Raw genomic sequence first — 15,586 nt, 5'->3', positions numbered from 1 at the left:
CCCCGGCCTGAGAGAGTCGTTGGAGCGCATCGGGCCGAAGCCCTGTGCTCCAGGACAATTGTGCCCACTCTTCTCCACCGGGTACGACCGCTGAAAGGTCCGCGTGGTTGCGCGATGGTGGAGAGATGTGGTGCAGATCCGGCACTGGGCCGCCGCTCCGGGCCCGGGAGGACCCGGGGTGCGGAGGGCGGCCCAGCACCAGCCCCGATGGGGCGGAGAACCCGGTCCGTCCGGTTGACGCCCGGTCAGGGCGATGTCCGGGGCGGCCGGTTGGTGCGGCGGGTCAGCGGCCCAGTCGGCCGCGGACCATGCCCAGCATGGCGTTCAGCTCCTCGATCCGCAGCTTCTTCGCGATCAGCACGAAGACGGCGAGCTGGAGGCCGCCGGCCAGGACGATGGTGAGCACGCTTCCCAGCCAGCCGCCGAGGACCTGCTGGACCGCCAGGCTGACGCCGACGCCGACCAGCGCGGCCGGTACGCAGGCGGCGATCAGCCGGGCGTAGGTCTTGCCGATCCGCTTGGTGTCCAGCCCGCCGATCTTCTTCTTCAGCTTGGGCACCGCCACCGTCACTCCGACGGCGTACGCGAGACCGTAGCCGAAGGCCATTCCGACCACCGTCCACTCGGCGGGCAGCAGGAACCAGCAGGCGAGCGAGAAGACGGCCTGGCAGGCCGCCACCCAGACGGTGTTGGAGAACGGCGTCCGGGTGTCCTCGTAGGCGTAGAAGCCGCGCAGCATCACGTACTGCGCCGAGTACGGGATCAGGCCCAGGGCGAAGGCCGAGAGCATCAGACCCACGTTGGTCGCGCTGTCGAGGGCCGTCTCGCTGCCGCCCACCGCGTAGATGGCACGGCCGATCGCCGGCCCGAGGGACAGGAACAGGAAGGCGCCCGGGACGACCGCCACCGCCGTGGTCCGCAGCCCGTACGAGATGTCGTCGCGCACCGCGCCGGCGTCGTCGTCGGCGGCGGCCCGGGAGAGCCGGGGGAGCACCGCGCTCATCAGGGAGACGACGATGACGGCCTGCGGGAGCTGCCAGATCAGCAGGGCGTTGGAGAAGGCGGCCAGGCCGACGCCGTTGTGGCCGCCCTTCTCCGCGGCGCTGCCGGCCGCGGTCGCCAGCTGGGTGATGACCAGGTACCCGGCCTGGTTGGCGAGGACGAAGAAGAACGTCCACTTGGCGAGCCGGGCGGCCTTGCCCAGGCCGTGGCCGCGCCAGTCGAAGCGCGGCCGGAAGTGGAAGTCGGCGGCCCGCAGGTACGGGATCATCGCGAGCGCCTGGACGACGAGGCCGACCAGGGTGCCGATGCCGAGCAGCCGGACGCCCTCGGGGCTGATGCCCTCCGGGGTGACGTGGGTTTCGCCGAAGCCGCCGTAGACCCAGATGTAGGCGCCGAAGGTGAAGATCACCACGATGTTGTTGAGGACCGGCGTCCACATCATCGCGCCGAACCGGCCCCGGGCGTTGAGGATCTGGCCCATCACCACGTGGATGCCCATGAAGAAGATGGTCGGCAGGCAGTACCGGGCCAGCGCCACGGTGGTGTCCGCCCGGGCCGGGTTCGCCATCATCGGGTGCGAGATCAGCTGCACCAGCAGCGGGGCCCCGGCGACGGCCAGCAGCACCACGACGCCGAGGCCGACCATCACCAGGGTGAGCAGCCGGTTGGCGTAGGCGGTGCCGCCGTCCGCGTCGTTCTTCATGCTGCGGACCAGCTGCGGCACGAACACCGCGTTCAGGGCGCCGCCGCCGATCAGGATGTAGAGCAGGGTCGGCAGGGTGCCCGCGGCGTTGTAGGAGTCACCCATGATGCCGACGCCGATCGCGGCCGTGATCACCATGGTCCGGACGAAGCCGGTGCCGCGGGAGACCAGGGTGCCGGCCGCCATGATGGCGCTGGAGTTGAGCAGGCTGGCGACCTTGCCGCCGCCGGCCGCCGGAGCGGGCGCCGCGGGGGCGTGCTCCTCGGCCGCCAGGTCCTCCAGGGGCTCCACCGCGGGCGGGATCTGTACCGCCGCCACCTGCATGGTGGCCTCCTCCTCCGAGAGCGGCGGGTCGAACTCGATCGGCGGGACGAAGACGGGCGGGCGCTGCCCGTCCTGGCCGTTCGGGCCGCCCTGGTGACCGCCGTGACCGCCCGGACCTCCCGGCCCGCCCCGGTACGCGTCGGCCGGGGGGAACGGCGCGGACGAGGGGTGCGGCGCGGGGGCGACGGGCGGCTGGGCGAGCAGGGGCTGGACCTGCGGCTGCTGGACCGGGGGCTGCTGGGCGGGCGGCCGGACCTCGGCGGCCGGGTCGGCGAGGCCGGTCCGTCCGCCGCCGAACAGCGCGTCGACGCCCACGTACTCGGTGGACTCGGAGTCCCAGGCCGAGTGCGCGGGGCCCGGCTGCCACTGCTGGTGCCCGTGCTGCTGCTGCCCGTGCTGCTGGCCCTGCTGCTGGCCCTGCTGCGGTCCGGCCCACTGGCCGCCGACCGGTGCGGGCCGCTCCCAGGCGGCAGGGGCGTCCGGCCAGTCCGCCGCCGGCTCCTGCGGCCGGGCCGCGGCCTGCTGCGGCGGGGTGTCCCAGCCGGGCTGCACCGGCGGGACGGGCGGGGCGAACGACGCCGGCGGCACCGGCGTGGGGTAGCCGCCGCCCTGCGGCGGAAGCTGCGGCGGCACGTCGTACGCGGCGGCCTGCTGCTGCGGCGCGGCGGGCCGGGCGGCCCGCAGGCCGTACGGGTCCGGGCCGTCCTCGGGGCCCTGGTACGCATCGGCCGCGTACGGGTCCTGGGCGTAGGTGTCGGCCACGTACCAGTCGCCGGACGGCGACTCGGCGCCCGGCCGGCCCTCACCACGGCCCGGCGGCCGCTCCTCGCTGCGCCCGGTCATGTCACCTCTTCGCTGTTGTGGGGGAGGCCGACCCGGCATCGGGCGGGTGTCGGCGGTATCAAGGACCAACCTTCTCATTGCCGACGGCCCGATCCCGGCCATCTGCGGTGCTGGCGCGCGGTGTCTGGCCGTCGCCGTCGGGTTCCCCTCCCCCGGCGGGGCCGGTGCCCCGCCCCCCGGTCTCCGTGGCGCCTCCCCCGGCGCCGTCCCGGTCCCCGGTCCCGGCGTCGGTCCCGGCGTCGTCCGCCGGGTCGTCGGCCGGGTCGTCGACGAGCGGGGCGTCGCCGATCGGCTCGCCGTCGTCGCCGTTCTCCGCGCGGCGCTTGCGCTGGCGGAAGAAGCGCAGTGCCGCGAGCAGGAGCAGCACCAGGCCGCCCCCGAAGACGTAGAGCACGCCGTTGGTCACCGAGGTGACCTCCACCGTGAACGTCTGCGCCGTGCCGTACAGCTGCGGGTTCGGCCCGGTGGTCCAGAGCTCGGCCGTCACGGTCACCGGACCGTTGTTCTGCGCCTCGGCGGGGAAGCGCAGGGTGACGCTCTGCGAGGCGGGCAGCACCAGCTCCTCGGCCGGGTGGATCTTGAGCCGGTTGGCCTGGGTCGGGCGCAGCACCAGCTTGAGGTTGGTGACCGGCTGGGTCAGGTCGTTGCGGACGCTGACCTGGAGCACGCCGGTGTCGCCGGCGAAGGTGATCGAGGTCTTCTGCGGTACGTTCACCGCCTTGATCAGCTCGTCGAGGTAGGCGTCGACCCCCTGCCGGTAGAGGGCGCCGGCCGGGGCCTCGGTCCGCCACTCGGTCGACATCGACCGGACCATGGCGGCGCTGAACGGGCCGCGCACCCGCTGCGGGAGGGTCAGGACGCGCATCAGCATGTCCAGCTTGGACTGGATGCCGGTGGTGTCGGTCAGCGCCGAGGACGGCAGCTCCGAGGCCCGGGCCTGCGCCGGGTAGTCGGTGGCGGCCGGGACGCTGCCGTTGGCCTTCGGGTCGGCGGGGCCCTGGGCGAGCACGTCCAGCTTGACCGGCTCCACCCACTTGCCGGCCTGCGCCGCCTGCACGGCGGTGGCCAGCACCTTGGCGGTCTCGGCGGTGAGCGCGCGCGGCGGCATCACCATCAGGCCGCGCGGGTTCTGCGGCTCCTGCCGGGAGATCACGAAGGTCTCGGCGAGGAAGCGCTGCACCGCCAGGGTCTGGGCCTGCGGGGTGTTGAGGTCACCGGCGAACAGGGCCGAGACCTCCTCGTCGGCCACCACCGCGGTCTGCCCGTTCCCGATCGGCCGGACCGCGGTCGGGGTGTACTTCAGCGAGTCGGGCTCCGGCAGGCTCGCGCCGTTCACCAGCAGCAGCCCGCTGCCGACGCGCTGGGCCATGCCCGCGATCTGCTGGTCCAGGTAGCCCTGGTAGGGCCAGGCGACGTCCGAGCGGGTGTCCACCGAGAGCCGGCCCTCGACGGTCAGCCGGCCGGCCGTGGCCGCCTTGCCGAGCGCGGTGTCCACCCCCTGCAGCTCGGCGGCGTTGTGCGCGATCGAGGCGAGGTCCGGGTCGGCGTACGGCAGCGCGACCACCTGGCTGCCGTTCTTGGCCACCGCGGCCCGCAGCTTCTCCAGCCAGGCCGTGGCGGCGGCCGAGCCGGTGCCGTCGACGGTGTTCTCCTCCTTCGCCGCCTTCTTCTTGCTGTCGGCGATGCCGGGCTTCTGCACCCGGTACCGCTTGGTCATCGCCAACGCGGTGTCCAGCAGGTCGGGGTCGATCACCCAGGTCAGGCCGTTCAGCGACGAGCCGGTCTCGACCAGCTCGTACAGCCGGCCGCCCGGCGCGAACTCGGCCGCCAGGCTGTCGTCGCGCAGCACCGGGATGGTCAGGTCGTTGTCGGACATGGTCTGCGCGACCAGCACCGGCGCGTGCACCAGCGGCCAGAGGGTGGTGACCTTGGACGGCTGGGCCTCGGTCGGCGTCGGGTCGTACGGCAGGAAGGTCCGGGCGATGCCCAGTGCCCGGTCGCGCTGGTTGTCCGCGGTCGAGCCCGAGACGTCCACCGCCAGCTCGTAGACGCCCTCACCGGAGAGCTGGAGGTCGCTCACGGCGACGCTCAGGGTGTACGGCTGGCTCTGCCCCGGGCCGAGCTCGTTGAGCGCGTACTGCGGGCTCTCCAGGGCGACGCCGTCCCAGCTGGACGGGTTGGTCCGGCCGGCGACCGAGGCCAGCTCGCTGCGCGTGGTCAGCGGCTTGCCCCCGGCCGGCTTGCGGACCGCCGCATGGGCGGACTTGAGGACGGACCTGCCGCCGTTGGTGATGTGCCCGGAGATCGTCACGGTGCCGTTCTGGACGGCCACCGGCTTGTTCACCGACTCGATGGTCATCGCCACCGGGTACTCCGCGGAGACCCCGGAGTCGGCGGCCGGGCGTGAGCCCCCGGCGGGCAGCGCGGCGGCCGGCAGCGCCGGGAGCAGCACCAGCGCGGCACCCAGCGCGGCGGCGAACCGCCGTACGGTCCGCGCCGTGCGGCGCCCGGGCAGGCGTTCGTCCCCGGCTCGCTCGCTACGCCCGCTCATGCGCTACGCCCTCGCTCATGGGCTTCGCCCTCGCCGTTCTCGATCGCTTGCTGCTCGATGCTGTGATGCCGCGGACTCCCCGCCCGCCGGGAGGGCCGGCCGGGTGGATCAGCGGTGGAGAAACGCGACCGGGCATGGCCCGGCCGACCGTACTGGCACGCGGCACCGCAGCCCCTCGTCGGTGCCCGCGACCCGCTCCACCGGCATGGTAACGATGCAGCCGGGGGTGCAGTGTTGCGGGCCTTGGGGTGAGCACCGGAAAACGCGCGGGCGGCGCGGCCGCCGGGGCACGTACCCTTGTGAGCCGTGTCCACTGCCAATGAGCCCCACGAGTCCGGCGTCCATCATTCCAGCACCGCCACCCAGGTCGTCCCAGGCCTGAGCGAGGCGCAGACCCTGGGTCTGCAGGAGCTGCTGCGGGTGTCCCCGGTCGCCGACGAGATCGCCCGCCGCTTCCAGGCGGCCGGTCACCGGCTCGCGCTGGTCGGGGGCTCGGTCCGGGACGCACTGCTCGGCCGGCTCGGCAACGACCTGGACTTCACCACCGACGCCCGCCCGCAGCAGATCCTCAAGCTGGTCAAGGGCTGGGCGGACGCCGTCTGGGACGTCGGCATCGCCTTCGGCACGGTGGGCGCGCGCAAGGACACCCCGGAGGGGTCCTTCCTGATCGAGATCACCACGTACCGCTCCGAGGCGTACGACCGCAGCTCGCGCAAGCCCGAGGTGACCTACGGCGACACCATCGAGCAGGACCTCGTCCGGCGCGACTTCACCGTCAACGCGATGGCCGTCGACCTGCCCGGCCGGGGCTTCGTCGACCCGCACCGCGGCCTTGAGGACCTGGAGGCCCGGGTGCTGCGCACCCCCGCCACCCCCGAGGAGTCCTTCTCCGACGACCCGCTGCGGATGATGCGGGCCGCCCGCTTCGCCGCCCAGCTGGACTTCGAGCCGGCCCCCGAGGTCGTCGCCGCGATGACCGCGATGGCCGAGCGGATCACCATCGTCTCGGCGGAGCGGGTCCAGGCCGAGCTGAACAAGCTGCTGCTGGCCGCCCACCCGGTGAAGGGCCTGCGGCTGCTGGTCGAGACCGGGCTGGCCGGCCACGTGCTGCCCGAGCTGCCGGCGCTCCAGCTGGAGCGGGACGAGCACCACCGGCACAAGGACGTCTACGAGCACTCGCTGACCGTCCTGGAGCAGGCCATCGACCTGGAGCAGGACGGCCCCGACCTCACCCTGCGGCTGGCGGCGCTGCTGCACGACATCGGCAAGCCGCGCACCCGCCGCTTCGAGTCGGACGGCCGGGTGTCCTTCCACCACCACGAGGTGGTCGGCGCCAAGATGACCCGCAAGCGGATGCGCGAGCTGAAGTACTCGAAGGAGCTGACCGAGGACGTCTCGCGCCTGGTCGAGCTGCACCTGCGCTTCCACGGCTACGGCGGCGGCGAGTGGACGGACTCGGCGGTGCGCCGCTACGTCACCGACGCCGGGCCGCTGCTGGAGCGCCTGCACAAGCTGACCCGCTCCGACTGCACCACCCGCAACCGGAAGAAGGCGGCCGCGCTCTCCCGCACCTACGACGGGCTGGAGGAGCGGATCACCGAGCTGAAGGCGAAGGAGGAGCTGGACGCCGTGCGCCCGGCGCTGGACGGCAACCAGATCATGGAGCTGCTGGAGCTCAAGCCGGGCCCGCAGGTCGGCAGGGCGTACAAGCACATGCTGGAGCTGCGCCTGGAGCACGGCCCGATGGAGCACGACGAGGCCGTCACCGCGCTGCGCGCCTGGTGGGCCGCCCAGCAGGGCTGATCGCCGACGCATGCGGAAGGGGTGGCTCCGGAATCCCGGGGCCACCCCTTCCGCATGCGTCGCGGCCGGGTCGTCGGCCGTTGACGCCCCTCAGGTGCCGTTGATCCCCTTCAGGCAGAGCACGTAGCTCAGCGCGGCGGAGGACGAGGTGCGCGTGTAGCTGCTGTCCGAGTCGGGCACGTTGTCACAGGCCTTGTCGTCGCTGGTGGCGAGCAGCTTGCGGAGCACCTTGTACTGGGCGCGCGAGTCGCTGCAGGGCAGCATGGTGATCCGCGGGTTGGGGTCGTGGGTCGCGGAGGTGCCGTTCTCGTTGCGCAGGCAGTCGCCGACCTTGGCGCTGTCGATGTCGTCCGCCACCTTGCTCGGCGCGGCCGGGGTGGAGGGCTTCGCAGCGCCCGGGGTGGTGATCTCCGGGATCGGCGGCATCGAGAACGACGGCATGGGCGGCATGGTCACCGCGCTCGGCGTGGGCACCACGATCGGGTGGTACGGCCTGGAGCCGTTGTCGTGGGTGTCGTTCAGCAGGGCGCCGGTGGCGACCAGCACGATGAGCGAGATGATCCAGAGGACCGGCAGCAGCAGCATCAGCGCGTGCGGCCGCCTCATCAGCGGGGCGCCCGGGTCGAGCTGGGGGCCGTGCGTGCCGGGGGCCGGCGGCGGCAGGTCCTTGATCTTGTTGTGCGCGGCGAGGTTCCGCAGCAGGGTGGCCAGCGTGAAGATCGAGCCCAGGTAGCTCCACCAGCCCTGGACCATCGTGCGGGCCGACATGTCGCGGACCATCGCGGTGCCGCAGGTGCGGCAGTACGGTCCCGGCTGCTTCAGGAACCGCATGATGATGATGATGCCCTGGTGCCCGCGGACGGTGGTGTCCACGGCCGGGAAGCCGCCGCAGAACCGGCAGACCGGTCCGCCGTGCGGGGCCTGCGGGGCGTAGCCGGCCTGCTGGGGCGCGGCGGGGTAGCCGTAGCCGGGCGGGGCGGCCTGCGGCGGCACGCCGTACCCGGGCGCGGCCGGCTGGGGTGCGGCCGGGTAGCCGTAGCCGGGCTGCTGGGCGCCGTACGGGTTCCCGGCGGCGTACGGGTTGCTGTTGTCGGCGGGCGGAGGCGCGCCGTACGGCATCTGGGGCGGTGGAACGGACAAAGGGTCCCCCGGGGAAGGTGGGTCGAACGGGTCAGGACTTCTTGGCCGGCGGTACGCCGGGCGACAGCGGGCCGAGGCAGAGGACGTACCGCTTCTTGTTCCAGCGGCGGCCGCTCTTGCCGGAGACCGTGCTGGTGGTTCCGGCGGTCTGCTTGCAGCGGTTGGTGTCGGTGGTGCCGGAGAACGTCGTCAGCACCTTGTAGTTCGCCTTGGCGTCGGTGCACTTGACGATCTCGACGTCACGCGAGCCGCTGGCCTTGACGCAGTCGCCGGCCTTGGCGCTGCTGACGCTCGGACCGCTGACGAAGTAGCCGACGATCAGTGCGATGCCACCGAGCACACCACCGACGATCTTCAGCTTGGCCTTGCCGCTGGTCTTCTTCGCGGGTCCGGCCGGCATCGGCGCCGTCGGTTGCTGCCCGTACGGCGCCTGCTGCCCGTACGGGGGTTGCCCGTAGGGCGGCTGCCCCCCGGGCGGCGGGCCGTACGGGGGCTGCTGCCCGTACGGGGGCGCGGCCGGCTGGCCGTACGCCGGGGGCTGTCCGTAGCCGGCCGGGGCCTGCTGGGGCCCGCCGTACTGCGGCGGCGGAGCACCGTACGCCTGGGGAGCCGGCGGCGGCGCCTGCGGGTAGCCGTACTGGGGCGGCGGCCCGTAGGGGCCGGGCGGTGTGCTCATCAGGTTGTCCCCCGAGACAGAGTGCTGTCGCTGCGACAGATCTGACGTACCTTAGCGACTCGCGCGGACGTCGCCGGTTTCGAGGGGTCGCAGCCTCTCAGACCGCCTGGTCACCGGGGAGCGGGCCGGTGCGCCGCGCCGCCCGCAGGTAGAGGACGGCGGCGAGCGCGTACACCAGGGCCACGCCGCCGACCACCACCACCGATCGGCCGGAGAGCGGCAGCACCAGGGCCGTCACCAGGGCGGCCGCCACGAAGGCGACGTTGAACAGCACGTCGTAGATGGCGAAGACGCGTCCGCGGTAGTCGTCCTCGACCGACTCCTGGACCACGGTGTCGGCGCAGATCTTGGTGCCCTGGGTGACCACGCCGAGCAGCAGTGCCGCGATCAGGCACGGCACCAGCGAGAAGCCCAGGCCGAGCGCGGGCACGAAGACGACCGGCGCCACCAGGCAGAGCGTCATCCAGCCGGCCAGCCCGAGCCGCCGCGTGCACCAGGGGCTGATCACCGCCGCCACGAAGAAGCCGGTCGCGGAGAGGCCGACCGCCTGGCCCAGGGTGGCCAGCCCGGCCGCGCTGTCGGCGGGGTCGTTGAAGGTGTAGCGGGCGAGCATCACCACCATGACGATCAGCACGCCGTAGCAGAACCGGGCGGCGGTGACGGCGGCCAGCGCGTGGACGGCGGGCCGGCAGTCCCGCACCAGGTGGGTGACGGCCGCGCCCAGGTCGCGGGCGGCCCGGGCCAGTGCCTGGCGGAGCGCGGGGCGGTCCGGGTGGTGCTCGGGGCCGAGGAGGTCCCGGTGCATCCGGCGGGCCGCCAGCGCCGCCGAGAGGTAGAGGACGGCGGCGACCGTGACCAGCGCCGCGTCGGCCCTCGGCCCGGGGGGCATCACCTGGTGCAGGACGAAGCCCAGGCCGCCGCCGACGGCCGCGGCGACCGTCCCCAGGGTGGGGGAGAGCGCGTTGGCGGTGACCAGCTGCCGCTGGCGCACCACCCGGGGCAGGGCTGCGGAGAGGCCGGCCAGGATGAACCGGTTGAGCGCGGTGACCAGCAGCGCGGAGGCGAAGAAGAGCCAGGTCGGCGCCTCGGCCAGGAGCAGCGCCCCGGTGACCAGGCCGAGCCCGAACCGGGCCAGGTTGCCGTAGAACAGCACCTGGCGGCGGCGCCAGCGGTCCAGCAGCACCCCGGCGAACGGGCCGATCACCGAGAACGGCAGCAGCATCACGGCCAGCACCGAGGCGATGTCGGCGGGGGAGGACTGCTTCTCGGGGGAGAAGACCACGTAGGCGGCGAGCGAGACCTGGAAGACGCCGTCGGAGAGCTGGGAGAGCACCCGCGCGGTCAGCAGCCGGCGGAAGTCACGCCCGCGGAGCAGGTCGAGGAGCGTGGCGCGCTGCGCGGTCTGGTGGGTGTTGCCGTTCTCCGTGATCGCCACCCGCCCAGACTGCCATGGAACCGGCCTGTGTTTCACGTGAAACATTCGGCGGGAAAAGGTGAACGGGCCCACGGTCGATGACCGTGGGCCCGTTCAGGCCGTACGAGCGATCAGCCCGTGGCTCAGCGCTCGACCTCGCCGCGGATGAACTTCTCGACGTTCTCCTTGGCCTCGTCGTCGAAGTACTGGACCGGCGGGGACTTCATGAAGTACGAGGACGCCGACAGGATCGGGCCACCGATGCCGCGGTCCTTGGCGATCTTCGCGGCGCGTACGGCGTCGATGATGACACCGGCGGAGTTCGGGGAGTCCCAGACCTCGAGCTTGTACTCCAGGTTCAGCGGGACGTCGCCGAAGGCACGACCCTCGAGGCGGACGTACGCCCACTTGCGGTCGTCCAGCCACGCCACGTAGTCCGACGGGCCGATGTGGACGTTGTTGGCGCCCAGCTCGCGGTCGCGGATCTGCGAGGTGACGGCCTGCGTCTTGGAGATCTTCTTGGACTCCAGGCGCTCGCGCTCGAGCATGTTCTTGAAGTCCATGTTGCCGCCGACGTTCAGCTGCATGGTGCGCTCGAGGATGACACCGCGGTCCTCGAACAGCTTGGCCATCACGCGGTGCGTGATGGTGGCGCCGACCTGGGACTTGATGTCGTCACCGACGATCGGCACGCCGGCCTCGGTGAACTTGTCCGCCCACTCCTTGGTGCCCGCGATGAACACCGGCAGGGCGTTCACGAAGCCGACCTTGGCGTCGATGGCGCACTGGGCGTAGAACTTGGCCGCGGCCTCGGAGCCTACGGGCAGGTAGCAGACCAGGACGTCGACCTTCTGGTCCTTGAGGACCTGGACGACGTCGACCGGGGCCTCGTCGGACTCCTCGATGGTCTCCAGGTAGTACTTGCCCAGGCCGTCGAGGGTGTGGCCGCGCTGGACGGTGACGCCGGTCGGCGGCACGTCGCAGATCTTGATGGTGTTGTTCTCGCTGTTGCCGATGGCGTCGGCCAGGTCGAAGCCGACCTTCTTGGCGTCGACGTCGAAGGCGGCGACGAACTCCACGTCACGGACGTGGTAGTCACCGAACTGGACGTGCATCAGCCCGGGGACCTTGCCGGCCGGGTCGGCGTCCTTGTAGTACTCGACACCCTGCACCAGCGACGAGGCGCAGTTGCCCACGCCCACGATGGCTACGCGAACCGAACCCATTCCGGTTGCTCCCTGTGATCTCATGAGGGCCGCCGGGGCTCGGCGGCACTCGTCCTGCTTCTTCGATGACTGCTTGACGGGCGCGAGGCGCCCACTCCTGCCGCGCGGCACAGGGCTTGCGCGGTGTCAGCGCTCCTGGGCGGAGCGCCCCGGGCGGTCGTACGGTGGCCCGGGCGGATCCGGGGATCCGGCCTCCTGGCCACGGCCGTCCGAAGTCTTGTCGGGTCCTGCGGTGTCCGGGCCGCCGGTGGACGGCCCGGTGCGGCCGGTGCGGTTGGCCCGCTCGGTCTCGATCAGCTCGTTGAGCCACCGGACCTCGCGCTCGACCGACTCCAGGCCGTGCCGCTGCAGCTCGACGGTGTAGTCGTCGAACCGCTCGCGCGCCCTGGCGAGCGAGTTGCGCATCCGCTCCAGTCGCTCCTCCAGCCGGCTGCGGCGCCCCTCCAGGACGCGCATCCGCACGGCCCGGTCGGTCTGGCCGAAGAACGCGAAGTGGACGCCGAAGTGCTCGTCCTCCCACGCGTCGGGGCCGGAGTCGGCGAGCAGTTCCTCGAACCGCTGCTTGCCCTCGGGCGAGAGCCGGTAGACGATCTTGGACCGCTTGCCGTTCAGCGCGGTGGCCGGGACGTACTCGACGTCCGGGTTGTCCTCGACCAGGAAACCCTGGGCCACCAGGCTCTTCAGACACGGGTAGAGCGTTCCGTAGGAGAACGCGCGGAACGAGCCGAGCAGGACGTTGAGCCGCTTCCGCAGCTCGTACCCGTGCATCGGTGCGTCGTGGAGCAGTCCGAGAACGGCGAACTCCAGCACTCCTGAGCGCCTGCCCAATGCCGTCGTCCTCCTTCCCCTCGACCGGTCCGTGACCCGCCGTCTCCGGCGGTATGCCGCTCCGATGTATCGGCTCGATATATCGAGAACAGTAAACCGGGGTCCCCGGCTGGGCAAGGGGGGCACGCGTGAATGTGATCACAAGGCGACGCGCGGGTGTGGTTGGCAACGGGCGTGTAATGATCTGCCGCCGTTTTGCGGTCATTGGCACTTGATGCCCGATTAGTTGCGATTCTCGGCTGCGTACGCTGTCGCGTGTGCACGAGGACCACCTCCGGGGTTAGGGCGGTTACGGGCATTCGGACGTGAACCCTGCCTTCAGGCTCGACGGCCTGGCGAGGAGTAGCTGGAACATGAGCGAACGACGGCGCAGGTCGCCCAACGACGGGCAGCCCCCGGGCGACAGTGGCCGGCCGGGCGGAGCCGGGGGCGACGAGCTCAGCTCGGGCGGACTCGGCCGCAGGCGCCCCCCGGGCGTCCGCGAGACCGCCCAGCAGCCCCGGATGGGCCGCGCCGAGATGCGCAAGGCGGGCCAGAAGGGCGGCAAGCGCGGCGGCGCCGAGGGTGCCCGTGCGGGCGGCGGCGAGGGCGGCAGCCCCGGCAAGAAGCGGTTCATCGACTACCCGCGCTTCGGCAAGGAGGGCGTCCGCCGCTGGCTGCCGTCCTGGCGGCAGTGGCTGACCGCGTTCCTGGTCGTCTTCGCGGCGTGCGTCGGCACGGTCTACTTCGTCTACCAGAGCACCACGATCCCGCCGCTGAAGGATCTGGTGAAGGACCAGAACAACATCTACTACTGGGCCGACGGCACGGAGATGACCCGCAAGGGCGAGACCAACCGGCAGATCGTCGAACTCTCGGACATCAGCCCCAACCTGCAGAACGCGGTCATCGCGGCGGAGAACGAGACCTTCCGCACCGACAGCGGCATCGACCCCAAGGGCATGGCGCGGGCGCTCTACAACATGGCCAAGGGCGGCGAGACGCAGGGCGCCTCGACCATCACCCAGCAGTACGTGAAGAACGCCTACCTCAGCCAGGAGCAGACGCTCGACCGCAAGGTGAAGGAGTTCTTCATCACCCTGAAGCTCAATCAGGAGTACGAGAAGCCCGAGATCCTGAAGGGGTATCTCAACACCAGCTGGTTCGGTCGCGGAACGGGCGCGCAGGCCGCCGCCCAGGCGTACTACGGCGTCAACGCCAAGGACCTGGACCTCTGCCAGAGCGCGATGCTGGCCGGCCTGCTCAAGGGCGCCAACCTGTACGACCCGAGCATCAAGGGCAACCACGAGCGCGCCGAAGAGCGGTGGAAGTGGATCCTCAACCGGATGGTGGAGACCAAGAATGCCACCGCCGAGGAGCGTGCCAAGTGCACGACCTTCCCCGAGCCGATCAAGAAGGTCCCGCCGTCCAACATGAACGGCCAGATCAGCTACCTGGTCGACATCGCCAACCGGTACGTCACGTCGAAGGACCCGACGATCAACCAGCAGGCGCTCGACAAGGGCGGCTACAAGATCTACACCACCTTCGAGAAGGACAAGGTCGACGCCCTCAAGAAGGCCGTGGACGACGTCAAGGGCGAGACGCTCAACGTGCAGAAGCGCCCGGACAACGACAACTTCGTCCAGTTCGCCGCGGCCAGCATCCGCCCCGGTGACGGCGCGCTCGTCGCGATCTACGGCGGCGACGGCGTCGAGAACCAGCACTTCGACAACAACGCCGACGCCCAGGGCGTCCAGGTCGGCTCGACCTTCAAGCCCTTCGTGCTCGCCGCGGCGATGCAGACCGGCGTGCAGACCGCGACCGAGAACGGCAAGCCCAAGCGGATCAACGCCGACAGCCGCTACCTGGCCGACGACCTCTCCGAGATCCACAAGCCCGACGGCTCGTTGGTGATGGGCGACGACGGCAAGCCGTACCGGCAGAAGAACGAGGACAAGCGCAAGCCCGGCTACGTCTCACTGCGCCAGGCCATGCAGTGGTCGTACAACGTGCCGTTCGTCCAGCTCAACCAGGACGTCGGCGGCCAGCAGGTGGCCGACATCGCCGAGGCGATGGGCGTGCGCAAGGAGAGCTTCGTCGACACGAAGACCGCGACCTTCCCGCTCGGCACCTCCGGCATCAGCCCGATCCGGATGGCCGACGCCTACGCCACCCTCGCGGCCAGCGGCAAGCAGACCGACCCCTACTCGGTGACCAAGGTCGAGTGGCAGGGCGCCGCCCGCCCCGGCTTCACCAAGCCGGCGGCGAAGCAGGCGCTGGAGGCGGTCGTCGCGGACAACGTCACCGACGTGCTGGTGAACGTGGCGAAGAACGGTACCGGTAAGAACAGCAACGCGCTGGGCCGCCCGGTGGCCGGCAAGACCGGTACCACCGACCAGAACAAGTCGGCCTGGTGGGTCGGCTACACCCCGCAGCTGGCCACCAGCGTCGCGATGTGGCGCGAGGACCCGACCAAGCACGAGCGGCTCTCGCTGAACGGCACCGGCGGCAAGGACTCGGTCCACGGTGGTGACACCCCGACCGACATCTTCACCCGGTACATGAAGGCGGCGCTGGCCAACGAGAAGAAGATGGACTTCCCGACCCCGCAGCCGGTCGGCAGCCAGGTCGACTCCTCCGGCGCCCCGAGCACGGCGAGCCCCACCAGCTCGCCCTCGGCCACCGAGACCATGGCGACCACCCCCCCGGACGCCGGCGCGCCCCAGCCCCCGGCGCCGACCACCCAGGCCCCGTCCTGCGTCCCCGGCGTGGACTGCCCGGGCACGGTGCCCACCCCGTCCGCGACCAAGACCAACCCGGGCGGTGGCGGCGGCAACGGCGGCGGCAACGGTGGCGGCGGCGGTGGTGGCGGCGGCTCCTCGCCGACCTGCCTCATCCCCGGGCTGTGCGGCTCGACCCAGCCGTCGCCGTCCTCGTCCTCGGCCAGCCCCTCCAGCAGCAAGCCGGGCAAGCCGACCACGTCGTCCTCGGCGACCCCGGGCGGCGGCGGGCAGGCGGCACCCTGACGCACCGGGAGGCGCTCGGACGCGCCGACTCGTGGTGAACGGCGGTGGGGGGGGGGGTGGGGGGGGGG

The 15,586-nt window shown here is 71.8% G+C and carries 9 protein-coding genes; 2 read left to right on the top strand and 7 right to left on the bottom strand.

Going from position 1 to position 15,586, the window contains the following annotated elements:
- Positions 1-283 precede the first annotated feature (283 nt).
- A complete protein-coding gene (gene murJ / locus ACFC1F_RS02275; protein ID WP_376155058.1) occupies positions 284-2,872 on the bottom strand; it encodes a murein biosynthesis integral membrane protein MurJ in 2,589 nt (862 codons plus the stop codon).
- 58 nt (positions 2,873-2,930) lie between these two features.
- A complete protein-coding gene (locus tag ACFC1F_RS02270) occupies positions 2,931-5,423 on the bottom strand; it encodes a DUF6049 family protein (RefSeq protein ID WP_376155057.1) in 2,493 nt (830 codons plus the stop codon).
- 378 nt (positions 5,424-5,801) lie between these two features.
- On the opposite strand from ACFC1F_RS02270, the gene ACFC1F_RS02265 reads away from it, so the two are divergent.
- Positions 5,802-7,226: a CCA tRNA nucleotidyltransferase gene (locus ACFC1F_RS02265; RefSeq protein ID WP_209415698.1), complete on the top strand. Its 1,425-nt coding sequence runs from the start codon at positions 5,802-5,804 to the stop codon at positions 7,224-7,226.
- A gap of 90 nt (positions 7,227-7,316) precedes the next feature.
- Here the strand turns inward: ACFC1F_RS02265 and ACFC1F_RS02260 are convergent, their stop codons facing one another.
- From ACFC1F_RS02260 to ACFC1F_RS02240, 5 genes are all read right to left on the bottom strand, one after another.
- On the bottom strand, positions 7,317-8,345 hold the full coding sequence (locus tag ACFC1F_RS02260; protein ID WP_376155055.1) for a hypothetical protein: 1,029 nt from the start codon (positions 8,343-8,345) through the stop codon (positions 7,317-7,319).
- Positions 8,346-8,397: 52 nt separating this feature from the next.
- On the bottom strand, positions 8,398-9,042 hold the full coding sequence (locus ACFC1F_RS02255; RefSeq protein WP_376155052.1) for a hypothetical protein: 645 nt from the start codon (positions 9,040-9,042) through the stop codon (positions 8,398-8,400).
- A 97-nt stretch (positions 9,043-9,139) separates the two neighbouring features.
- Positions 9,140-10,477, bottom strand: coding sequence for an MFS transporter (locus ACFC1F_RS02250; RefSeq protein ID WP_376155051.1), 1,338 nt, complete (start codon positions 10,475-10,477; stop codon positions 9,140-9,142).
- Positions 10,478-10,599: 122 nt separating this feature from the next.
- Entirely contained in the window at positions 10,600-11,682 is a 1,083-nt protein-coding gene (locus tag ACFC1F_RS02245; RefSeq protein WP_209415680.1) for an inositol-3-phosphate synthase, read from the bottom strand.
- A gap of 126 nt (positions 11,683-11,808) precedes the next feature.
- Positions 11,809-12,510 (bottom strand): PadR family transcriptional regulator, encoded by a 702-nt coding sequence (locus tag ACFC1F_RS02240; protein ID WP_148643841.1) that lies wholly within the window; start codon positions 12,508-12,510, stop codon positions 11,809-11,811.
- A 353-nt stretch (positions 12,511-12,863) separates the two neighbouring features.
- Here ACFC1F_RS02240 and ACFC1F_RS02235 point away from each other — a divergent pair, with 353 nt between their 5' ends.
- The gene (locus ACFC1F_RS02235; protein ID WP_376155050.1) at positions 12,864-15,518 is read left to right on the top strand and encodes a transglycosylase domain-containing protein; all 2,655 of its coding nucleotides are present in this window, start codon (positions 12,864-12,866) and stop codon (positions 15,516-15,518) included.
- The last annotated feature ends 68 nt before the right edge of the window (positions 15,519-15,586 follow it).

It is taken from the genome of Kitasatospora sp. NPDC056181, assembly GCF_042266225.1.
In the GTDB taxonomy this organism is placed as follows: domain Bacteria; phylum Actinomycetota; class Actinomycetes; order Streptomycetales; family Streptomycetaceae; genus Kitasatospora.
This window is presented reverse-complemented; position numbering and strand designations above follow the sequence as displayed.